Source organism: Spirosoma aerophilum (assembly GCF_054782495.1).
In genome coordinates this window covers 1123235-1144530 of the sequence record NZ_BAAGSJ010000013.1, presented here as the reverse complement: position 1 = coordinate 1144530, position 21296 = coordinate 1123235, and the positions used below count along the sequence as shown (strand labels likewise).

Annotated in this window: 17 protein-coding genes; 8 read left to right on the top strand and 9 right to left on the bottom strand. The window is 50.2% G+C overall.

The window, feature by feature from the left end:
- Nucleotides 1-136: 136 nt before the first annotated feature.
- From ACYVK4_RS16245 to ACYVK4_RS16235, 3 genes are read right to left on the bottom strand one after another with little or no spacing between them, the layout of a single operon-like run.
- A complete protein-coding gene (locus tag ACYVK4_RS16245; RefSeq protein WP_461128569.1) occupies nt 137-1474 on the bottom strand; it encodes a TolC family protein in 1338 nt (445 codons plus the stop codon).
- Nucleotides 1471-4575: an efflux RND transporter permease subunit gene (locus ACYVK4_RS16240; protein ID WP_461128568.1), complete on the bottom strand. Its 3105-nt coding sequence runs from the start codon at nt 4573-4575 to the stop codon at nt 1471-1473. The genes ACYVK4_RS16245 and ACYVK4_RS16240 overlap by 4 nt, the downstream gene beginning before the upstream one ends.
- A complete protein-coding gene (locus ACYVK4_RS16235) occupies nt 4572-5642 on the bottom strand; it encodes an efflux RND transporter periplasmic adaptor subunit (RefSeq protein ID WP_461128567.1) in 1071 nt (356 codons plus the stop codon). The genes ACYVK4_RS16240 and ACYVK4_RS16235 overlap by 4 nt, the downstream gene beginning before the upstream one ends.
- A 153-nt stretch (nt 5643-5795) precedes the next feature.
- Between ACYVK4_RS16235 and ACYVK4_RS16230 the strand changes: the two genes are divergently transcribed.
- The 3 genes from ACYVK4_RS16230 (at nt 5796) to ACYVK4_RS16220 (ending at nt 10119) form a co-directional block, all read left to right on the top strand.
- Nucleotides 5796-6431 (top strand): TetR/AcrR family transcriptional regulator, encoded by a 636-nt coding sequence (locus ACYVK4_RS16230; protein ID WP_461128566.1) that lies wholly within the window; start codon nt 5796-5798, stop codon nt 6429-6431.
- 95 nt (nt 6432-6526) lie between these two features.
- A complete protein-coding gene (locus tag ACYVK4_RS16225; RefSeq protein WP_461128565.1) occupies nt 6527-8539 on the top strand; it encodes an SUMF1/EgtB/PvdO family nonheme iron enzyme in 2013 nt (670 codons plus the stop codon).
- 215 nt (nt 8540-8754) lie between these two features.
- Nucleotides 8755-10119, top strand: coding sequence for a coiled-coil domain-containing protein (locus ACYVK4_RS16220; RefSeq protein WP_461128564.1), 1365 nt, complete (start codon nt 8755-8757; stop codon nt 10117-10119).
- Between the two features lie 151 nt (nt 10120-10270).
- Here ACYVK4_RS16220 and ACYVK4_RS16215 read toward each other — a convergent pair whose 3' ends face one another.
- From ACYVK4_RS16215 to ACYVK4_RS16200, 4 genes are all read right to left on the bottom strand, one after another.
- Nucleotides 10271-11779, bottom strand: a complete 1509-nt coding sequence (locus ACYVK4_RS16215) for a M28 family peptidase (RefSeq protein ID WP_461128563.1) — start codon at nt 11777-11779, stop codon at nt 10271-10273.
- 107 nt (nt 11780-11886) lie between these two features.
- The gene (locus ACYVK4_RS16210) at nt 11887-12924 is read right to left on the bottom strand and encodes a sensor histidine kinase (protein WP_461128562.1); all 1038 of its coding nucleotides are present in this window, start codon (nt 12922-12924) and stop codon (nt 11887-11889) included.
- A gap of 157 nt (nt 12925-13081) precedes the next feature.
- Nucleotides 13082-14062, bottom strand: a complete 981-nt coding sequence (locus tag ACYVK4_RS16205) for a c-type cytochrome (RefSeq protein WP_461128561.1) — start codon at nt 14060-14062, stop codon at nt 13082-13084.
- Between the two features lie 303 nt (nt 14063-14365).
- Complete coding sequence (locus ACYVK4_RS16200; protein ID WP_461128560.1) at nt 14366-14671, bottom strand: hypothetical protein; 306 nt, start codon at nt 14669-14671, stop codon at nt 14366-14368.
- A gap of 512 nt (nt 14672-15183) precedes the next feature.
- On the opposite strand from ACYVK4_RS16200, the gene ACYVK4_RS16195 reads away from it, so the two are divergent.
- A complete protein-coding gene (locus ACYVK4_RS16195; RefSeq protein ID WP_461128559.1) occupies nt 15184-16887 on the top strand; it encodes a sodium:solute symporter family protein in 1704 nt (567 codons plus the stop codon).
- 80 nt (nt 16888-16967) lie between these two features.
- On the opposite strand, the gene ACYVK4_RS16190 is transcribed toward ACYVK4_RS16195, so the two are convergent.
- Nucleotides 16968-17369 (bottom strand): hypothetical protein, encoded by a 402-nt coding sequence (locus tag ACYVK4_RS16190; protein ID WP_461128558.1) that lies wholly within the window; start codon nt 17367-17369, stop codon nt 16968-16970.
- A 291-nt stretch (nt 17370-17660) separates the two neighbouring features.
- A complete protein-coding gene (locus ACYVK4_RS16185; RefSeq protein WP_461128557.1) occupies nt 17661-18563 on the bottom strand; it encodes a DUF2911 domain-containing protein in 903 nt (300 codons plus the stop codon).
- Nucleotides 18564-18628: 65 nt separating this feature from the next.
- Between ACYVK4_RS16185 and ACYVK4_RS16180 the strand changes: the two genes are divergently transcribed.
- From ACYVK4_RS16180 to ACYVK4_RS16165, 4 genes are all read left to right on the top strand, one after another.
- On the top strand, nt 18629-19168 hold the full coding sequence (locus ACYVK4_RS16180; RefSeq protein WP_461128556.1) for an NUDIX hydrolase: 540 nt from the start codon (nt 18629-18631) through the stop codon (nt 19166-19168).
- Nucleotides 19169-19247: 79 nt separating this feature from the next.
- The gene (locus ACYVK4_RS16175; protein WP_461128555.1) at nt 19248-19652 is read left to right on the top strand and encodes a hypothetical protein; all 405 of its coding nucleotides are present in this window, start codon (nt 19248-19250) and stop codon (nt 19650-19652) included.
- A gap of 330 nt (nt 19653-19982) precedes the next feature.
- Nucleotides 19983-20249, top strand: a complete 267-nt coding sequence (locus tag ACYVK4_RS16170) for a DUF983 domain-containing protein (RefSeq protein WP_461128554.1) — start codon at nt 19983-19985, stop codon at nt 20247-20249.
- A gap of 134 nt (nt 20250-20383) precedes the next feature.
- Entirely contained in the window at nt 20384-21289 is a 906-nt protein-coding gene (locus ACYVK4_RS16165) for a carbon-nitrogen hydrolase family protein (protein ID WP_461128553.1), read from the top strand.
- The last annotated feature ends 7 nt before the right edge of the window (nt 21290-21296 follow it).

Here is a 21296-nt window from a genome sequence, read left to right as displayed (position 1 = left end):
GCCGTACGAATGACTATAGGTATATTCTACTTAACCACCAGATTTAACTTCTTATTAGTCAATCCGTAAAATTTAAGCGAATTCTAAGGAATATTAAGAAGCAGGGCCTGACATTTTTATCCTTCATCAGTAAAGCTTATCGCGACATTCCGGTCGTTTGCTCTAGTTCTGTCAGAGCCAGCCGATACGCCATCTGCGCCGAATACAAATCGACTTCGGCTTTGGTGAGAGCCGCCTGGGTTTCCAGAACATCGCGTTTCAGAACCAGCCCGGCTGCCAGCCGGTCGTTCTTTAGCTTCAATTCATCCCGTCGATATTGAACGGCTTGCCCGGCAATGGGTAATAACGACTGCGCCTGCCGTGCTTTTCTGTAAGCCTTCTCCACATCATTACGAACGTGCTCGCCGGTATACTGCCGGTTTTCGTCGGCCTGTTTCTGCTGGGAAAGTCGCTGGTTCAACGTGGATCGCCGGCGCCCGAAGTCGACAATGTTATAGCTTAGTTGTAAGCCCAGGAAATAATTGCTCTGGGGTAGATCTGAAATAACATTCTGGAACAGATAGCCACCCAGCACACCAACATTCGGCAGATAGTCTTTACGGGCGGCCTGCACCCCCAATGTGGCTTTCTGGCTGGTCTGTTCAGCCTGGCGAACGTCCAGGTTGCCCGATTTAGCGCCCTCCAGATAGGTTTCCAGCGGCCGAAGGATTGGGAGTGAATCCGAAACGGGATTGACTGTCAACAGGGTGCTGGATGGTTGGCCGAGTAATTCATTGAGATCGGCCGTATAGTCTTCGATCTGGTTGCTTACCTGCAGCAGTTGCTGTTGCTGGTTGGCAAGATCGGCCTGTAACCCCACTTTGTTGACCGGATCGGTTTTCCCCGCGAGCAGTGCACTTTCTACATCGTAAAGTTTAGCCTGGGTGAGGTCGATCGTTGTCTGAATTTGTTGCTGCTGTTTTTGGGCGATCAACAAGCCATAATACAGCTTTTCAACACCCTGCCGAATGGCCAGTTCGGCCTGACTCACCTGCGTACGCGCTAGTTCAACATCCGTTTGAGCGACTTTAACGCCATCTTTTATTTTACCCAGCTGACTGATTGGTTGGTACGCCAGCACATTCCCCAGAAACAGGTTGTGTTTGGCTTCAAACAGGGTTAAGTCCTGCTGCGGGAGCGGAATTGGGGTTGTGCCGGGCAAAACACCTATCGACCCACGGGGCAAAGTCAGGTCGCGCGTAACGCCATTGTAGGCATACATACCGTTGGCTACGATCAGTGGATAAAGTCGGCTGCGGGCTTCGGTGATTTTATAGCTCGATTCATCTACTTTATACCGGGCGATCTTGAGTCGCCGGTTTTGGTTGATGGCTTGCTGTTGGGCCTGTGCCAGCGTCAGCGATTGGCTGGTTTGGGCCAGAACTGGTTGACTGATTAGTCCCAGTAAAATGGCTATTTTCTGATAGGTAGTCATGGCTGAACGGTTTGGGCTGCCTGATAGGCGATTTCTTTTTCTTTGGGTTTGACGGTCATGACAAACAGCACCGGAATCACCAGCAGGGCCATCACCATCGAGAAGATAACCCCTACGGCCAGCACGCTTGCCAGCGGACTCCACATGGGCGAACCGGACAGGATCATGGGAACCACCCCGATAGCAGCTGCCATGGTGGTCAGGAAGATAGGGCGAAGGCGACGTTTGCCCGCTTCTACGGCTGCTGTTCGAATGTCCATGCCTTTGCGGATCAATTCGTTGGCGTAGTCGACCAGAATAATGGCGTTGCGCACCACAATCCCTGAAAGGCTGATGAGACCCATAAAGGCCGTGAATCCAAAGGGGTTACCCGTCAGTAATAGCCCGAGAAGGGCCCCGAACAGACTCAGTGGAATGGACGCCATCACCACCAGCGACTCTTTTAGGTTGCGGAACTGGAACAACAGGATCAGGAAGATCAGCACCAGACTGATGCCCAGCGCACCAACCATCTGGCTAAAGGTTGCTTTCCGGTTCTCGTCCTCTCCACCATACTGGATACTATAGCCAACGGGCAGTGGAATTTTAGCGATCTGTGGCTGAATAGCTTTCAGCACTTCTGAGGGGAGTGTATTCTGGTCGGTTTCACTTTGCACCGTCAGCGTTCGAACGCCGTTCCGGTGCATGATGCGGCCGGTTTGCCACTCGGGCTGTAACGTAGCAATCTGACGAAGAGGGACACTGTTTCCCGTAACGGGTGAGTTGATATAGGTGTTCTCCAGATCGGAAAAGTTACGGCGGCTCTCTTCATCCAGCCGCAGCACCAGGTTCACGGGTTGGTCGCCTTCGTAAAGTGTGGAGATGGGTGCACCCGAAAAGCCGGTGTAAATGCTGGTCGCCACGCCGGTGGTCGTGAACCCCAGTCGGTTGGCTTCGTCTTTCAGATTAATGCCAACGCCATAATAGTCCTCTTTAAAATCCGTTCGGACCAGTGTGCTGCCGGGTGTTTTCCGGACGATGGCTTGAATTTGGGAGCCAATGCGTTTCAATTCGCGCAGGTCACTGCCAATAATGCGCACTTCAACCGGCGCAATGGTTAACGCACCCTGCTGCATCAGCCGTACCCGAGGGATTCCGTCAGGCACGACCGTCGCCACTTTGGCGGTCAGCTCTTCGGCCAATAATTCCGTTTCTTCGTCGGTATGGGTGTTGATGAGTAGCTGGCCGTAGTTGGTGACGGGTGGCTCCGGCGAGAAATTGTAGTAGAATCGGGGAGCGCTGGTACCTACAAACGACGCATAATTTTCAACCCGACTGTCTTTTTTGATCAGGTTTTCCAATCGGGCAACCGCTTCCCGGGTCCGATCAAGCTTGGTACCGGTGGGCATCCAGACTTCCACCACAAACTGGTTTCGTTCTGCCGCCGGAAAAAACTTCTGACGGATACCTTTAAAGACCAAACCCGAAGCGGCAATGGACATCACCGCAAAAATGAGCGTGGCCGTCCGGTGATCAATGCACCAGCCAATAGCACGGTCGTAGCCGTCCTGCATATAATCCAGCAGCGACTTTTTCTTGCGTTTGGTCGGTTGGTGTTCATTGCCCACGGCCTGATGCAGCCCTTTCTTGATAAAGGTGTAGCACAAAAAGGGCGTCAGCAGCATGGCCACAATAAAGGATGAAGCCAGCGCAATGGACACCGTAATGGGCAGCGAGAAAATGAATTCGCCAACGGAACCGGTTAAAATCACCATGGGCAAAAACGACGCGATGATGGTAGCCGTAGCCGTTAGGACCGGAATGACCAGTTCAGAAGCACTTCGCCAGGCGGCTGTCCACCGTTCGACGCCTTCGTCCAACAGTTCAACGTAGTTATCGGCAATGACAATGGCATCATCGACCACCATGCCCAGCACGACGATCAGGGCCGCCAGCGATACCTGATGCAACTCGATGCCGAAGGTGTGCAGCAGGGCAAACGTGACGGCTACCGTTACCGGAATGGCCATAGCCGCTACGGCCGCAATACGGAATGGCAGCAAAATAATGGTGACGATAACCACCGAAACGATGGCCAGAAAAAACTCCCGAATAAAATCGCTGACGCTTCGCTGCACCACCTGCGGCTGGTTGACAACAGTCGTCAGCTTTATAGAGCTGGGTAAATTCTGCTGAATTTCGGCCAGTTTAGCTGCCACCTGATCGCCAAACTGAACAATGTTGTTACCTTCCTGCATCTCCACCGACAGCATCAGCGCCCGTTGTCCGTTCACACTAATGTTGGACGTCGGCTCAGCGTATTCGCGTTTAATGGCGGCCACTTCTCCCAGACGAATCACGGCTCCGGTGGGCGTGGTGCCAATGACCTGATTGGATACCTCCTGTTCTGTGTTGTAAAAACCCTGCGCGTAGAGCGGCACCTGCGACTGGTCGGTTTTGACGTTGCCGGTGGCTTTTATGGCGTTTTGGGCCTGTAGGACCTGCACGACCTGCGTCCACTTGATGCCGTACTGCGCCAGTTGCTGTGAGCTGGCCGTAATGGTAATCTGTTCTTTTTGTTCGCCGTAACGCCGGATTTTTGATACCGCCTTATTGGTTCGTAAACCGTCTTCGATACGTTTGAGATAATCGCTGAGTTCGGTATACGAAAGCTGGTCGGACTCAATGCCGATCAACAAGGCAACCGTGTCGCCAAAGTCCGTGTTCAGAATGGGCCCCTGAACGCCCTGCGGTAGATCAAGCACCTTAGCCTGGTTTAGGTCGTGGCGCAGTTTCGACCAGAAAACGTCGGGATTCTTCACATTCTCTTCCAGCTCGACATTGATCACGACGGCCCCGTCGCGGGTAGTGGAGTAGGTCTTTTCTTTTCGGACTTCAGCATAGCCAAACAGATACTGCTCGATCTTTCGGGTCACCTGATCTTCGACTTGGGCCGAGTTGGCACCGGGAAAAAATGCGACAACCAGACCCGTTCGGATGGTGATCTTAGGGTCTTCCCGGCGCGGCATGGTCAGCAGGGAATAAATGCCGACGGCTACGGCGAGAAAAACGACGCTAAGCGTGACCTGCGGGAATTTTAAAGAGCCTTGTATGGGGTTCATTGGGCAGGTTGGTTAAATTGAATAGACGCACCGTCCTGTAATTTTTGTTGACCGCCGGTAACCACCAGATCGGTGGCGGTCAGGCCGGACGTTATCTCTACATCGCTGGCAAACACCTGACCCACTGTTACCTTTCGTTTGAAGGCCTGCTTTTTTGGGCCATCAGCAACAAACACATAGGTTGAGCCGTCATCATCCCGCAGGACAACATTGCCGGGTAAGACCAGCGCTTTCTTAGATGTTTTCGTCGCCAGCTGGGCATCGGCAATCATGCCGGGGCGAATCTGAAGGGCTGGGTTAGGCAGGTCGATCTTGACCGAATACGCACGGGAAGCCGGGTCGGCGACGGCACCGATCAGGGAAATTTTACCTGTATAGGATTGATTAAGAGCCGGGATCGTCACCTTCGCTGACTGGCCAAGTCGAAGCTGACCCACCTCCGATTCAGGTACCGACACCCGTACTTTAATGGGCTGAATGTCGGCAATCTGAAACAGCGGCTGACCCTGCGGGATGATCTCGCCGGGGTTGGCCCCCTTGCGGGCTACAATTCCGGATATGGGTGAGTAAAGTTTCGTTTCGCGCAGATTTTTAGCGGCCAGTTGCTGCCGGGCTTTTACCTCTTCAAGGCCGGTTACTACCTTTTCGTAATCGCTGGGCGTAAGGCTCCCCCGGTCTTTTAATATGGTGAGTCGGTTGTATTCATCCTGAACGCGGGCTACATTGGCGTTGGCAATGGTTACGCCTAACTGATAATCAGTTGGCTCAATGGAGGCAATTAATTGACCAGCCCGGATGGTTTGACCCTCCTGGATAGTGACCCGGTTCAATTTTCCAGCCACCATAAAGCCTAGGTTGACCGTCGTCTCGGCTTCGGTCGAACCACTCAGGACAAACTGCCCGCCTTCCTGAGCATTCTGAACCCGGCTGACCACCACCGGAATGGCGGTGGGTGTTTCTATCGGACCAGTTTCTGGATTTTCTTTTTTTTCGGTCTTCGACTGGCAGGATACCAGACTGATAACCAGAGGGAGGACAATGAACCATCGGGTGTAAATAGTCTTCATAGGACTAACTTTATGGTAAGTAGATGTGCTAGTATGAAGTAAGATTCCTGCCATCTTTGTTTAGATTTTTGTGAATTATTGAGCCAATGGTTTTTAACCTATTTTCACAAATTACACTAAAAACGTATTATTAGTTTCCATTATATAGAAAATATGGAATCAGGTAAAGCAAAAACAACCCAACGGATTTTAGGCGCTGCGCAAACGCTGTTTATGAAGTATGGGTACAGTCGGGTTGTCGTCGATGATATTGTTCGGGAATTAGGCATGAGTAAAAAGACGATCTACAATCATTACAGCGGCAAAACGGCTATACTAATGGCTTGTATTGATCAGTTTGCTCTGGATTATGAGCGTCGGGCCGACGCCATTCTCAGCGATAAGCAGTTGCCGATACGGCAGAAACTGACGGCCTATCTGGAATTGATCGGACTCAGCTTTTCTAATTTCACCCAGGAATTCTGGGTCGACATCAAGCGTTCGGAGCCGGAAGCCTGGCAGAAGATATGCGTATTCAGGCGTGATATACCCTTGAAGAACTTTAGTCAGTTGATGGACGATGGGGTTCGGGAAGGATACCTGCGCGACGACTCGTCCCGGCACCTGGCCATCCTGATGCTGATCGCCACCATGCAGCAATTAACGGATCCCGATTATTTGATTCAGTTTCCGGCTGAGATTACGGACGCTGTGCCGCTTGACAGTGCCCAGCGGGTAGAACAGGTCGTGAATATTTTGCTGCGGGGGGTGTTAACGCCGGGTTTTTCCCTGGATCCATTAAGTGAATAGAGACATATATTAATTAACGCGAACGGCCTTGGTGTGAAGGCTGATTTTACTTGACAACAACCTTCCGGAGGTGAAATGAAACGCTCAGTCACAAAATGAAAATTATCAGTACCCTTGCCATAACTACGTTTTTTACCCTGAATGCCCTGGCCCAGCAGACCAATTCAATCGGTATGTCGTTGGTGACAGTTCCTGCCGGAAAATTTTATATGGGCTCAGAAGGAGAGGGTAAGGATGTGGATGAAAACCCGGTGCATCGGGTGCACATTACGACTAGCTTTCGTATGGCTGCCACAGAAATTACCAATGCGCAATATGAAGCCTTCGACCCAGGGCATAAAGCGTTACGGGGAAAAAATGGGTTCTCCACGGCAGATAATGAAGCCGTTGTTCAGGTTAGCTATACCGATGCTGTTGCGTTTTGTAACTGGTTATCTAAAAAAGAAGGGAAACTCTATCGCCTGCCGACGGAAGCTGAATGGGAATACGCCTGTCGGGCCGGAACGGTCAGTAATTTCTGGACCGGTCAAAGTTTGCCGACAGCCTTCCATAAAAGCCAGAAAACGGAACGAAGTCCGGTGGTCGTCTCTCTTGAGGTTGGCCGGAGTCCGGCTAACCCCTGGGGGCTATTTGACATGCATGGAAACGTAGAAGAATGGTGTCTGGACTGGTACGGGCCGTACCAGTCCGGCGAACAGACGGACCCGGTTGGCCGGGCGAGTGGGTTGTTTCGGGTAAGCCGTGGTGGAAGCCACGGGACGCCTGTTTCGTTTTTGCGATCGGCTAACCGTATGGCCATGATTCCGGAAGACAAAAGCTGGATGGTGGGCTTTCGGGTAGTTGAAGCCGCCATGCCCGTCACGAAGCCGCTGCCTGCCCTGAAAACGCCCAATTTCGGGCAAAATGTGTCGCAGAAACGGTATAACTGGGTACCTGTTACACAACCCTTTTTCAAAAAGCCCGAGCGGTATATTCACAAGCCCGACTGCCAGCTAGCGGTTCCTTTTTACAGCCACAACCATCAACCCGCGGTTACCTGGTGTCCGAATGGGGATCTACTGGCGATCTGGTTTTCTACCGAAGAGGAATCGGGCCGGGAAATGACCGTGCTGGCCAGTCGGTTGCGGGCTGGCTCGCCGGTCTGGGATGACCCGTCTGAGTTTTTCAAAGTGCCCGACCGGAACATGACAGGAGCATCACTGCTGTATGATAAAAAAGGTACGCTCTATCACATGAATGGCGTTGAAACAGACGGCGACTGGCAGGATCTGGCGGTGGTATTGCGGACCAGTCAGGATAACGGCGCGACCTGGTCGGCACCGGTTCTGGCTAATCCTGAGCATACGAAACGCAACCAGGTGATCGCTGGTATGATCCAGACGCGGGAAGGCTGGCTCATCCAACCCGCCGATGCTGAACCGGGCCCGACGGGGGGGAGTGCCATCCACGTTAGTAAAGACGGGGGTAAGACATGGGTGAAGCCCTATACGGATCCGCAAACACCCGTGTTCAAATCAGGGGCGACAGGGGGTTTAATCGCGGGCATACATACGGGCCTCGTTCAACTGGCTGATGGAAGTTTACTGGCATTTGGCCGCAAAGACGATATTCCGGGTCCCGATAGCGTTGGCCTGCGCATGCCGATGAGCCGCTCAGCCGATATGGGTAAGACCTGGACGTATTCGGCATCGGAGTTCCCGCCAGTCTGGAGCGGCCAGCGGCTGGTGTTGTACCGGCTCAACGAGGGCCCGATTTTGCTGGTCTCTTTCACCCACCACCCCGACGAACGGGAGGGACCTAAAGCCGGTATGTTATTTAAAGGGGCCAATGGTACGCTGTATAAAGGGTACGGTATGTATGCAGCTGTTTCGTTCGATGAAGGCAAGACCTGGCCCATCAAAAAACTGGTTACGGATGGCAACGAGCATTACCTCAATGGAGGGGCCTGGACAGGGGCTTTCCAAATGGACGCTACCCACGCCGAACCCAAGGGGTATCTGGCCATGACCCAAACGCCCGACAATACGATTCACCTCCTGAGCAGCAGTGTCCATTATCAGTTCAATCTGGCGTGGCTCAAACAGCCTCCACCGGGGAAAAAGAACTGATTGTGCCAGACAGGAAGCGATGACGCAGATTATTTAATTGAACATTAACCCGCCCTCTATCTCAAGTAGAGGGCTTTTTTTGTTCTTAATACAGTCAGGAAAACAGAACAGACCGACCCTGTTAATACGCATGCTTAACGGCCTGTCCAGCCTGCTGACTACTTATTTGTTATCGTTCATTTCACCAATTATAACTCCGGTAAGGAGAGTAAAACATGAAAACGTTCATCCCCAGTATCCCGGCCAAAGCAGTGATGCTTTCCCTTGGTCTGTTGGTGGCAGGATGGCAACCCACCTTTGCCCAAGACCCACAAGTCGAACAGCCGCAAACTACGCAATCCAACGAACAGACCCTTTTTTCAACCATCGCTTCGTATCGGGACGATGTTCGTCAGTCGGTTCTGTTAGCCAGTACACAGCCACAGATTTTAAATGGCCTGGCGCAGCAACGGGCCAACAGTCAGCAGGCGTTTACGAACCTGATTCAGTCATACGGCCAGACGAAGCAGGGCTGGTTTTATGATCTGGCTCGTTACCCCGATCTTCTGCACCAACTGGCAACCATGCCGTCGGGAGCCAGCGAACCGGAGATTCAGGCATTGACCAAAAGTCTGCCTGCCGACTCTCAGACGTCGGCCTGGAAACTCTATCGGCACCACCACAACGATCTGGTTCAGGTCGATAACCTGAATCAACAGGCACAGCAAGCGTTTGAAAATCTGATTAGTCCGCTGGACAATCAAACGCAACAGGCGTTTCGGCAATTGATTCAGATGCCCGATGTGCTGACCCTTCTCACCGATCAACCCGATCAAACGGCGCAGCTGGCACAGGCGTATCAGGCTAATCCCGATCAGATAACCCAGGAAATGACAACCCTGCACGATAAACTGGAAGCCCAGAAACAACAAGAACTGGCTGACTATCAAAATCAGCTGAATCAGGACCCGCAGGCGCGTCAGGAATTGCAGCAGGCTAGTCAGGCGTATGCTCAGGCTAACGGCTATAAAACCGGCGGCATCAACCCAAACCCGGCCTGGGTCAATACCTCAAATTACTACCAGAATCCGTATCCGTTCTGGTTCGGTTATCCGTATTGGTACACCTCAGCCATGTGGTATCCATCGGCTTGGTGGTATGGCACCGGTTTCTATACGGGATTAGGCGGGAATACGGTCGTATTTGGGCTGCCCTCTTATGGCTTCTCGAACTGGTTCTTCAGGGGAGGGTACTCGGCCTATCCGCATCTATATGGCCGATATAATCAGTTCTATACCCGTTACTCCGGCCTGAACCGAAGCTATATTCCTGCCAATGCAGGATTCATGTCTGCGGCCCATCGTGCTTTTGGTCCTACAGCCGGTTTCCAGTCATCACGCGGTAACTGGGTAACGAATGGCCGACAGTACAGCGCCCCCAGTCGTGGGTTCAGCGGGGGTCGGGTAGCGGCCCCCTCCGTGAATAGCGGTGGTTTCCGTACCCAGAGTTTCGGTGGGGGCATGCGCTCATTCGGGGGCGGAAGTTTTGGGGGCGGATTTCACGGCGGTGGTGGTTTCCATGGTGGGGGCGGTCGCCGATAAGCGTAAGTAATCTAAAGCTTGTTCGTTCAAAGCGACGAAGTAAAAGCAATTAACCAAAGCGGCCCGGAGAACACAGGGAGTTTTACCCCTTTGTGTCCTCCGGGCCGCTTTGGTTAATATACCGGGATACGGCTGTTTCTTGGGAAGTGTTCTATCGTTCTAACTTAAATCCGGGATCGACCCGAACCCGATCCGGACGGTTGGCGACATCCCAGCCCGTCAGGTAAATCCACTTCGCTATGCGGGTAACTTTCTCGGTGTTGATGCGGTCGGGTTCATCTTTCGGCGTGTGGTAATCGGGGTGGAGCAGGGTTGTAAAAGCAATGGCCGGTACATTGGCTCGCGCGTAGGGGAGGTGGTCCGACCGGAAATACCAGCCTTCCGGATGATCGGGTTTATCCCACAACATGTCGAGCTTAAAGTGAGCGTCGCTTTGGTTGACTGCCAGTGCCGCATTGACCAGATCGGTTGAATTGCGGTGAGGAGGCTGCTGCCCCAGAATAGCGGCACTATCGGGGGCGTTACGGCCAATCATTTCGGCGTTCAGAACAGCCACAATCGAGCCTTTGGGTACGGTAGGGTGTTCCACATAATACCGCGAGCCAAGCAGGCCACGCTCCTCAGCCCCGTGGAAAACGATCAGTGCTGACCGCTTGCCGGGCTTCTGAGCAAAGGCCCGGCCAATGGCCATCGTGGCCACACAGCCGCTGGCGTTATCGTCGGCCCCGTTCCAGATTGAGTCACCGGCTACCGCCCGCCGAACGCCGTCATGGTCCTGGTGCGTGCTGAACAGCACATATTCGTCTTTGAGCTTTGGGTCGGTGCCCGGCACCTTAGCCACGATATTCACTGAGGGGTAGTTGAAGCTTTCGACGTTGACGACATTGGTAAACTGCTGCCCTGGTTTCTTTACCCATTCCAGCGCATCGGCCGGTAGCCAAACGGTAGGGGCCTGCGAAAAAACGCGGGTGTTGGGGCCACCGGGCAGGTCGTAACGACCCCGTTCGAGACCCGTTGTCCAGCGTTCATAGTAAGATTGGGCGGCTGCATCCGACACCCATACTACGGCCAGCGCACCGGCTTTTACCAGTTCCGAAGCCCGACGGCTCATGGTACCGAACAGATACCGGCGGTAGCTGATTTCAGCCGGTCCGGTGCCCGAAAACTCCAGGGCTACGGCTTTTCCTTTAATGTCAACTTTCGCCAGATCTTCGGGGGTTCCTTTGCCCACGAAAACAAGCGGTGCATCGACCGATGCAATGGCCGGGGCCAGAATAAACGCATCCTGACCGTGTAGAAGCTGGTGAGAGCCAATATTGAGCCGACTGGTTTCGGTAATCCGGGTTCGTTGTATGTGGAAGAACTGAAAGAACGTACCATCATCGCCAGCGGGTTGCAGACCCATCGCCCGAAGTTGGTCGGCAATCCAGACGGATGCTTTTAATTCATCGAGGGAGCCACCTTCCCGTCCCCGGAAATGATCCCCGGCAAGCGCGAAAAGGTCTCGCTTGATGTCGCTTTCTTTAATGGCAGAAAGGGCATTAGGGGTTTTGGAAGCACTTTTTGATTGACTGTATCCCGCAAAAGGGAATATGAAAACCGACAAAATAATGGCTAAAACCAGCAAATGCCGATTTTTCTGCTTGTTGACTTGATTCATGGTTGTATATAAAGTTGACAAATGAAGCAAAACAAATATACGCAGAGACTTGATAGGAAGCGGAAAGAATCAGCAGGGAGGCATCATTCGCTTTGTTTCGACAGACTTTATATCGAGTCGACAAGGGGGGGGAGCAGGGGTAAGCTGACGGAGAACATATTGTCTTCGTCCCGAATGATTACGGACAACTGCCCGAGTAATTTGTACTTCATGATAATATTCTGCAAACCGATCCGGTTTGAATGAACGACTACTTTCTTTACCTGACGATTATTTTCTACGAACAGTCGCCCCTCTTTCGTAAAGACCCGAATGGTAAGCGGGCGGTCGGCTAAAATGACATTGTGCTTGATCGCATTTTCGAAGAGGAGTTGTAGGGTAAGGGTTGGTATCAGGTAACAAAGGTATTTTGGCTCCACGCTTGATTCCATATAAATGGCATTTCCATACCGGGTTTTGAGTAAGTGGAAGTATGCATGGATGAAGTTCATCTCGTCGGACAGCGGACAAAGGTCACGCTTATTTTGCTGAAGCATATATCGGTACACGGATGAAAGTTCATTAAGGAACATATCTGCCTGCTCGGCATCGATGGAAATTAACGAGGACAGAGAATTTAGGTTATTAAACAAAAAATGGGGATTGATCTGCATTTTCAGGGCGTCAAGCTGGCTCTGAATATTTGCTTTTTTTAGTTCTTCAGTTTCCATATAGGCTACTTTCCAGCGTTCGTAAAGGTAGATCCCCTCAAAAACGATAGCCAACTGAATAGTACCCACAACGGATACCAGTGTATTGAAAAAATAAGGCTTAAACAATAAATAGTCTTCTGTGGGGAAAAGGCCGATCTGGTGGTAAATAAAGGTCTGCGAAACGCGTACGATACTGGCAAAAACAATGAACCAGATTAGTTGAAACAGAACCCGCTGGCCGGTCTGCGCCAACTCTGGATAACGCTTTCGGGATCTAATAATGCCCCGCCGATTACATTCCCAAACCAGAATAGAGCCTAACATAAATAACAGTGGATTTCGCCAATCATCGGGGTAGGGCAGGTTAGTATAGCCGTACATCACCCATTGTCCCACCAGCGCCAGTACGGGAACCCCCAGGATTCGCATCCACCTGTCATTCAGTTGTTGCATCGTTCATGTCAAAATTTTCTCGATCGTAACCGGATAGTAAAGGATCTAGACCATTAGTTTTCCTGCTGTCACAAGCCCGTTTCGTTCTGAAAACAAGTTATACTATATCCATATAGTCAGTTCACAAAATAATTGATTCCCGATTAGAAAACGAAGGCTATTTATTCGCCAATTGAAGGTCAATGTTCTTTTGGGAAATATCATTCTGAATCTTCGGCACCGTTTTCAGATATTCGTATATAGCGCCCACTTCCCGCTCTGACAGCATGGGCTTGGGATTCATAGGCTGCCTGAGAATACTGCCGTCAGGTCTGACACCGCTTTTAACGGTCTGAATGAATTGCTCTTTCGTATACTTTTTAGCAATACCCGTTTTTTCATCGAACGTCAGGTTCGCCGTAATGACGGGTTCACCTTTTTCGCCAACCATCTGAATACCTCCGCCATAATAGCCTTTCGTTTTCTCCGTGTGCAGTTTATCCTGGTCAATCAGATCACCCGAGTGACACGCATAACAGTCACCAATGGCATCGGCCGTGTACTTGCCGAGGGCTACCAGATCGGTACTGTCGGGTAGATCAATCAGTTGTTGGGGGTAGGGCATGGGCTTGATCAAGGTGTGAGTCAGGACTTTCGACACGAAACTAAATTTAGAAGCCGGGCCTTCTTCCTTTGAGGCCTGAACCGGAAAACGATCTGAACGCAGCCAGGAGATGACCGCTTTCAGGTCTTCGTCGGCCGTGTTCGGATATTGGGGCATCATGGGAGCGTAGGAGCCATCACGCCGAACACCCGTACGCAGAAAGTACATCAGCTCACCGTCGGTCCAGTTTCCGATCCCTTTTTCTTTGTCCTGGGTAATATTTTTTGAATAAAGCTTTCCAAATATCGCGGGTACCTCAGACAGGTACTTTCCGGTCAGCCGATTCTCGCTGTTGGCGTGGCACTCCATACATTGAATCTGGGCAATCACTTCCCCTCGGGCAATGCGGGCAGGTGTGTGGTCTATTTTAAGGTCGGGGATAGACGGTGGATCGTAGGCGGGTACACCAACAGCCGCTATATAGGTGCAAAAACCAGCCAGTAGCAGGATGATCCCACTAACAACGAGGCCGGTAATTTTCATGATCTTTTTCATGGGGTTAACGGATTACATTGGCCGCAGGGCCGAGGAGGGTTCTTGAAAAATAATAGTTGTTGTTTACTGTTCTGGAGAGTCAGTCACAGACCTGGGTTGTAAACCACTGCTTTACTGACGAAGCAAAATTCCCGAACTCTGGATGTATGTCTATGTGAAATGTTGGTGAAACGGAAGAAGTGGGGGACAAACTGGCAAAAATGAATGTTGCCTGAATTTCGTCAACGGCTTCATCCGTCGGGATTGAAAAAATCCCTGGTACGACAAACGCGCCAGGGATTCCAGCCTAACCTAACCTGTGAATTACTGTTTTGAGTGTTGCCTGGTCGCTATCGATGGCGTTGCCTGATTCATCTGGCTTACAGCCTGCTGTTTGGGTTTGTAAATGGCTCCCGTAGCAAAATCAACCGGAATGCTGATGAGCGGAAACAGCATAATATCGGCTATGAGCGCCCCTGCCCGAACTTGTCGTTGTGGTTCTCCCGGCATGGGTCTTCGTTTTTGAGTGTCCGTTACCCGGCCCCCGAGTATCGTAGCGCAACTGGTTAAAGTACTGACAAGACTCACGCCCGCCAGGGCGATCAGTGCGAATTTTCTGATTGATTTCATGATGTGTAAAGGATTTAAAAAAGAGGAAGTGTCCAGCAAATGACAGGTCGAAATTGGCCGACGGCGGGCGTTTCAGAAAGGGTTCTATGTATCAATTGGGCAGACTAATCCCTGAACTGTTGTTCTTGCCGAATGAGTAGTAATGACCCGGCCCCGATGTTCAATGGTCAGCGCTTTGTGCTCTTAGCGTCAACGTCTTATTTTGGCCCGTAAATTGCAAAGCTTCTCTCAGTACCACCGTTTACCATGCGGTAACGGGAAGGGGGATTGGTAAGGCAGCCACACAGGGCGCGTTGTTCGTCATTTACTTAACACAGTGACCGCCAGTTTGAACCTTTATACACCGATTTACCCTAATTTCGCCGTTATTGTCAGATAAGACATTTCTGTATGCCCGAAAACCCTGCCGATCTACCTCCCTTTGCCCGTTCGTGGACTCAACTCTATGCGATTGTCATTGGCTGCCTTGTAGCTGAGATCTTATTATTCTACATACTAATGCGCTGGCTTTCATGAGTATTCTTGACTGGAGTGTATTAGTATTAGCCCTGGCAGGCATTATCGTATATGGTCTCATTCGCAGCCGGGGTAGTCGAAGTATGGATGAATACCTGCTGGCGGGTCAGTCGCTGCCCTGGTACCATGTCGGCTTATCCGTTATGGCAACGCAGGCGAGTGCGGTTACCTTTTTATCAGCTCCGGGACAGGGGTTTTCGGATGGGATGCGCTTCGTTCAATTTTATTTTGGCTTACCCTTAGCCATGGTTGTACTATCGGTAACGTTTGTTCCGATCTTCCATAAGCTTAAGATTTATACGGCCTACGAGTTTTTAGAAAACCGTTTCAATGTCCGGGTTCGAACGTTAACGGCAGGCTTATTTTTGCTTCAGCGAGGGCTTTCGACGGGGCTGTCGATCTATGCACCTGCCATCATTCTCTCCACAATTCTTGGCTGGAACATCTACTGGACGAATTTGCTGATGGGGGGAATCGTTCTCGTATATACCGTAACGGGAGGTACCAAAGCGATCTCCTATACGCATCTTCAACAAATGGCCATCGTGACGTTTGCCATGGCTTTGGCGGGGTATCTGACCGTAAAGATGTTGCCCGAAAGTGTTGGTTTTGTGGATGCGCTCCACGTAGCAGGCGAAGCCGGACGGATGAACCTGATTGATCTAAAATTCGACCCCAACAGTCGATATAACCTCTGGTCGGGGCTGATTGGCGGGTTCTTTTTACAGCTTTCGTATTTCGGCACCGACCAATCGCAGGTTGGGCGATACCTGACGGGTGAGACCATCGGCCAGAGTCGGCTGGGATTGCTGATGAATGGCCTTCTGAAAGTGCCGATGCAGTTTTTGATTCTGCTGGTTGGGGTATTGGTATTTGTATTTTATCAGTATAATCCTTCGCCGACTTTTTTTAACAAGCAGGAAACCGACCGGTTAAAGCAGAGCAAATACGCACCGGCCTACCAGGTTGCCGAAATCAAACATCAGAATTTGACGGCCCAGCGGCAGCGGGCGGTGCTGGATATGCAGGTAGCGTTGAAAACGAAAAATGAAGCCGCCCAGAATGCCGCCGGGACAGTACTTCGGGAAACGGATGCTGCCTTGAAGGACGTTAAATCAGACGTGACCAAGCTAATCAAACAGAATAATCCGGCTGCTGATACCAATGATGTCAACTATGTTTTTCTTCGGTTTGTGCTCGACTACTTGCCACATGGTTTAATTGGCCTGTTGATTGCCGTTATTTTCAGCGCGTCGATGGGCAGTATCGCTTCGGCATACAACTCCCTAGCCTCGACCACGGTAGTGGATGTGTATAAACGACTCATCAAGGACAATTCGGATGACGCGCACTACCTAAAGGTGTCTCGCTGGGCAACCGTAGGGTGGGGGATATTCTGCATCTTCGTCGCGCAGTTTGCCAATCGACTGGGGAGCATGATTGAAGCCGTCAATATCCTGGGCTCGCTTTTTTATGGGGTGATTCTGGGTGTTTTTGTCGTTGCTTTTTATGTGAAGTCAATTGGGGGGCGGGCAACGTTCTGGGCTTCGATCATAGCGGAGGTGTTGGTAATCATTAGCTGGTATCTGGACCTGACCGCTTTTTTATGGCTGAATGTGATTGGTTGTCTGCTGGTCGTAGGAATTGCCTGGGTAATTCAGAAAGTGACTAAGGAAAAAGTAGACATTGGCGTTGACTAAAAACCGTTTAGCGTCATGCTGTTGGAGATTGATCAACACATTCAATGTCAATTTTACCAAAACACCTTTCCTTGACGGGATCAGTCCTGCCGGACTTTCATTTTCAGGTAATTATATAGAAGAAGCAGGTCAAAAAAGATGGCTATCAGCCAGAATAATTCTACTCCTAATAGCAGAACATAAACTACGAGAATACAATAGCCAGATATGGATATGACCCTCCAGACGATCTGCCAGTAAAGTTTTCGATTTTTCAAATCCACCGCTAAACCAATACCAAACAGCCAACTCCCATACGCATAAAGAACCGTACTCCAGAGCAACAGCAGGTAATCACGAGCTGGAAGCTCAAGTTCGTATTCTAACAAATTCTGAATATCCGTTGAGAAAATAAGGATGGGGATTGACAGACCAATACAGAACCACAAGCCACCTAAAAATTCGGTCGTCAGCTCGCTGGCATTGGGTGTCTCCTGATCCATTATTTTAAGAAAGCTTGTGGAAATACAGAACCGCCTACATACTAATCAGGCAATTTTCGAGTCAAAACTAAAGATATACAAATTAAATTATTGTCGATATAACGTCAATTTTTTTCAATTTTATCTTTCGGCATATCCAGCGAAAGCGACCTGCCAAACCCGTTTGTCTTAATGCCCTGATGACTCTCCATTGACTACCCCTTCCAAGGCTTATTCAGATTGGATTACGCACAAAAAAAGGTGACCCATGTGGGTCACCTTTTTTTGTGCAGTTAAGAATTACAGCCCTAATCAAGCTTTCTTTTTGCCCTTGCCGGCTTTCATGGCAGGCATAGCAGGAAGCTTTCCTTTGTACTCAGAAACACTTTTTTCAATGCCTTCTTTAAAGAATGGAAATGACTGATCGTTTGACGATTGTCCCAGAGAAAGGGCTTTTTCTGCCAGCGGCAACGCTTCGACATATTTACCCATTTTGGCCAGAACCTGGGATTTAATGTAGAGGTTGCGGAAATTTTCCTGTTTAGAAATCGACTTATCGATCCAGCTCAGCGCCTGATCGAGATTACGCCCTTTCGAAACATTGTAGCTGGCGGCTGCCTGAAGTACAGCTGCATCATCGGGCTTCTCGGCGGCAGCCTTGTCCACGTTTGCGGCCGCATTGGCATTGACATCAACCCGCAAATCAGCGATAGCTTTCGCATTTGCCCACATGAATTTCAGTTTGGCCGTACTGTCCGTCAGATCGCCAAAAGCGATGGTAAATGTTTCGACCTTTTCGCTGTTTTCCATCGGCTGTAAATCGACCCGAAGCACATCCTGATCCTGTTTGTACGTGGCTTCCGTAACCGCTTTGTCTTTGTTAAAGATCAGCGTAAACGCATCAGCAGCAGGAATCGACATGATGGCGTAGCTTCCCGCTGGTAAAGTTTTGCCGTTCACCATCAAATCAGTAGAGGTTGTGAATAAGGTGGCACCATTGGCCCCCGTCCGCCATACTTTACCGGCTGGTACAAAAGAACCAGAAAAAGGCTCGCGACCTCTGAGACTTGGACGGGAATAAGAAACTGTCAGATCGGTGGTACCCACGGATTGCATGATGGTAGCGCCGGGGCTGGGTGAAGGTAATTTTATTTGTGCGGTGGTTAATTGTGCGGCTAAACAAAGTGTAGCCGCTGTCAGCGAAATTTTGCGCATGATTGTCTATAGACTATTTAAAAAACAGCACCAAATTGCGACTTTTTTACCCAAAAAACCAATGTATGTATCGCAAGCCACTCCTTACGTTGCTTCAGCAACACCATCCGGCCGATGAGACTGAACAGGCGATGACACAAGCAACAATTCAGTTTGTCCGCACCCAGCCTGACTGCTTTGAGCGCTCACTGCGGGTTGGCCACATAACTGGTTCCGCCTGGATAACCAGCCCCGACAGGCAACAGGTGTTACTCATTCATCACCGAAAGCTCGACCGCTGGCTACAACCCGGCGGGCATGCCGATGGTGATCCGGATGTGTCGGCCGTAGCCCTGCGGGAAGCTCAGGAAGAGACAGGATTAACTTCATTAACGCTGGTATCGAACGCAATCTTCGATGTTGATACCCATGAAATTCCCGAGCGGAAGGAGGTGCCGACACACTTGCACTACGATATTCGATTTTTGCTGGAAGCAGACCCGAAAGAAGCGTTCGGCTATTCAGATGAAATTGAAAATATTCAGTGGTTTACTGTAGAAATGGCCAAATCTGTTATTAATTCAGCTTCAATATTAAGAATGTTGGACAAAATAAAGAAAAACTAAAAACCTAGTTGCTATTTTAATTGTTTTTTAATCTGAAGAGTTATTAGCTTTGTCAGACAACAAAACCACAGAAATAGCCATGAAATCAGTCTTCTCTTTGCTTATTGGCATCAGCCTACTGGCGGTGTCAGAGCAAGCGTTCTCGCAGGATAGCGGGGTAAAAAAACCGCTCAACAATCCGATGTATTCGACCCACAATTATAAGCATCCTAATATGGCTGCTGCTGCGAATCGTTGGGAAAGTAAAAGCAGTATAACCGTGCAACAGCCAAATCCGGGCGATACTCGCCTGGCTAATTATAAAAACCAGATGCCCACACGGCAACCTGTGGGTGGTATTACTGTCGACCACACACCATCAGCTAGTTTAGTAAATCGGAATTACAAAATACAGCGCGTAAGCGAACCAACACCTGCTACCTCAGCAGGAGAGGATTATTACGTTAAGAAACGCCAGGCAGATAGTACGACCATAGGAAACTAACTGTCAAATTTTAGACAAACGGGCCGACTGAACTTCAGTTGGCCCGTTTGCTTTTTAGATAAATCAACTTTCCTGACAATACCGTCTGATCGTTGATTTGTACCAGAGCCGCTTTGATTTGTGTTCACTAAAATGTGTGCCAAACGATACCTTTGTGAACGATTAATGGCAATAGTCGGGGTGACCACCTACCGATTTAATTGCGATAAACAAACCAGAATCATGTCCAATCATAGCCGGTTTCACGGCATTCTCTTTAATAAATGCCCTCGGTGTCAGGAGGGAAATTTCTTTGTGTCGAACAGTGCTTTCAGTCGCAATTTTGACAAAATGCATGATCACTGTCCCCATTGTGGTGAAAATTTCATGCCCGAACCCGGTTTCTATTGGGCATCGATGTTTGTTAGTTACGCCCTGTATACGCTGTACATCCTGCTTACTTTCTTCATCTTTGTAAAAGGGATGGAGATTGATCTGGATTATTACCTCATCGGTCTGGTACCAACGCTTATCCTGTTGACCCCTTATTTCTTCCGGTTGGCACGCAGAACCTGGTTAGCCATTTTTATTGAACCCAAACCCGCATCAAGCTTATAAACAGTATAGTTGCCTGGTTGGCATGTTTAACGGATTGGACCAACCTTTTTCGTTGACAGGCTCCTGAATTCCTGTTGGGGTAAGTGGTCAACCATTTACCTGATTACCTTTGCCAGATTATTAAAAGGCAAGTTATGAAAGTTAAAGTTGGCGTTGTGCAGGCGACTCCGGTGTTTTTCGACATCAACAAAACGATTGATAAACTGGAAGCTTTAGTAGCCGAAGGTGCCTCGAAAGGGTGTCAGTTTCTACTGTTCCCGGAGTCGTTCATCCCCGGCTACCCCCGTAAGTTTACATTCGGGGCATCCATTGGCCAACGGACCGACGCCGGTCGCGAACTTTACAAAACGTATTGGCAAAATAGCTTGCAGGTTCCGGCTCCTGAACTGAGTCGGCTGGAACAGATAGCCCGTGAATATGGCGTTTTTCTGGCCATTGGTGTAACCGAAAAAGATTCCCTGAACGGAAGTCTCTACTGTTCCCTCATTTATATTTCGCCAACGCAGGGCTACCTTGGCAAACATCAGAAAATTAAACCAACGGGCGTCGAACGACTGGTGTGGGCAGAAGGAACTGGCGAACATTCGATGGGGGTTTTCGATACTGAAATTGGGCGGATGGGCGGCTTGATCTGTTGGGAAAACTATATGCCGCAGGCCCGCATGCGTATTTACGAGCAGGCTCCTCAACTGTACCTGGCTCCTACAGCCGATGCCCGGCCTACCTGGTCGGCCACCCTTCAGCATATTGCCTGCGAGGGCCGTTGTTATGTGTTGGGGTGCAACCAGGTATTTACCCGCCAGGACTACCCGGCGGCTTATCAGGCATTACTCTCCGACGATGACGATTGGCTTTGCCGGGGCGGTAGTGCCATCGTTTCGCCCATGGGAGAGTTTATTGCCGGACCGCTCTGGGAGGAAGAAGGCATACTCGTCGCTGAACTTGAGCTGGATGAAGTCCTGAAGAGTAAACTCGATTTTGATGTTATTGGCCACTACAGCCGCCCCGATTTATTCCCAAACAAAGCCAATCTTTCCTGAATTTCTG

Excerpts from the sequence above, each read along its gene's own strand:
- ACYVK4_RS16245 (WP_461128569.1), bottom strand. The coding sequence starts at position 1,474 with ATGACTACCTATCAGAAAATAGCCATTTTACTGGGACTAATCAGTCAA.
- ACYVK4_RS16240 (WP_461128568.1), bottom strand. The coding sequence starts at position 4,575 with ATGAACCCCATACAAGGCTCTTTAAAATTCCCGCAGGTCACGCTTAGC.
- ACYVK4_RS16235 (WP_461128567.1), bottom strand. The coding sequence starts at position 5,642 with ATGAAGACTATTTACACCCGATGGTTCATTGTCCTCCCTCTGGTTATC.
- ACYVK4_RS16230 (WP_461128566.1), top strand. The coding sequence starts at position 5,796 with ATGGAATCAGGTAAAGCAAAAACAACCCAACGGATTTTAGGCGCTGCG.
- ACYVK4_RS16225 (WP_461128565.1), top strand. The coding sequence starts at position 6,527 with ATGAAAATTATCAGTACCCTTGCCATAACTACGTTTTTTACCCTGAAT.
- ACYVK4_RS16220 (WP_461128564.1), top strand. The coding sequence starts at position 8,755 with ATGAAAACGTTCATCCCCAGTATCCCGGCCAAAGCAGTGATGCTTTCC.
- ACYVK4_RS16215 (WP_461128563.1), bottom strand. The coding sequence starts at position 11,779 with ATGAATCAAGTCAACAAGCAGAAAAATCGGCATTTGCTGGTTTTAGCC.
- ACYVK4_RS16210 (WP_461128562.1), bottom strand. The coding sequence starts at position 12,924 with ATGCAACAACTGAATGACAGGTGGATGCGAATCCTGGGGGTTCCCGTA.
- ACYVK4_RS16205 (WP_461128561.1), bottom strand. The coding sequence starts at position 14,062 with ATGAAAAAGATCATGAAAATTACCGGCCTCGTTGTTAGTGGGATCATC.
- ACYVK4_RS16200 (WP_461128560.1), bottom strand. The coding sequence starts at position 14,671 with ATGAAATCAATCAGAAAATTCGCACTGATCGCCCTGGCGGGCGTGAGT.
- ACYVK4_RS16195 (WP_461128559.1), top strand. The coding sequence starts at position 15,184 with ATGAGTATTCTTGACTGGAGTGTATTAGTATTAGCCCTGGCAGGCATT.
- ACYVK4_RS16190 (WP_461128558.1), bottom strand. The coding sequence starts at position 17,369 with ATGGATCAGGAGACACCCAATGCCAGCGAGCTGACGACCGAATTTTTA.
- ACYVK4_RS16185 (WP_461128557.1), bottom strand. The coding sequence starts at position 18,563 with ATGCGCAAAATTTCGCTGACAGCGGCTACACTTTGTTTAGCCGCACAA.
- ACYVK4_RS16180 (WP_461128556.1), top strand. The coding sequence starts at position 18,629 with ATGTATCGCAAGCCACTCCTTACGTTGCTTCAGCAACACCATCCGGCC.
- ACYVK4_RS16175 (WP_461128555.1), top strand. The coding sequence starts at position 19,248 with ATGAAATCAGTCTTCTCTTTGCTTATTGGCATCAGCCTACTGGCGGTG.
- ACYVK4_RS16170 (WP_461128554.1), top strand. The coding sequence starts at position 19,983 with ATGCATGATCACTGTCCCCATTGTGGTGAAAATTTCATGCCCGAACCC.
- ACYVK4_RS16165 (WP_461128553.1), top strand. The coding sequence starts at position 20,384 with ATGAAAGTTAAAGTTGGCGTTGTGCAGGCGACTCCGGTGTTTTTCGAC.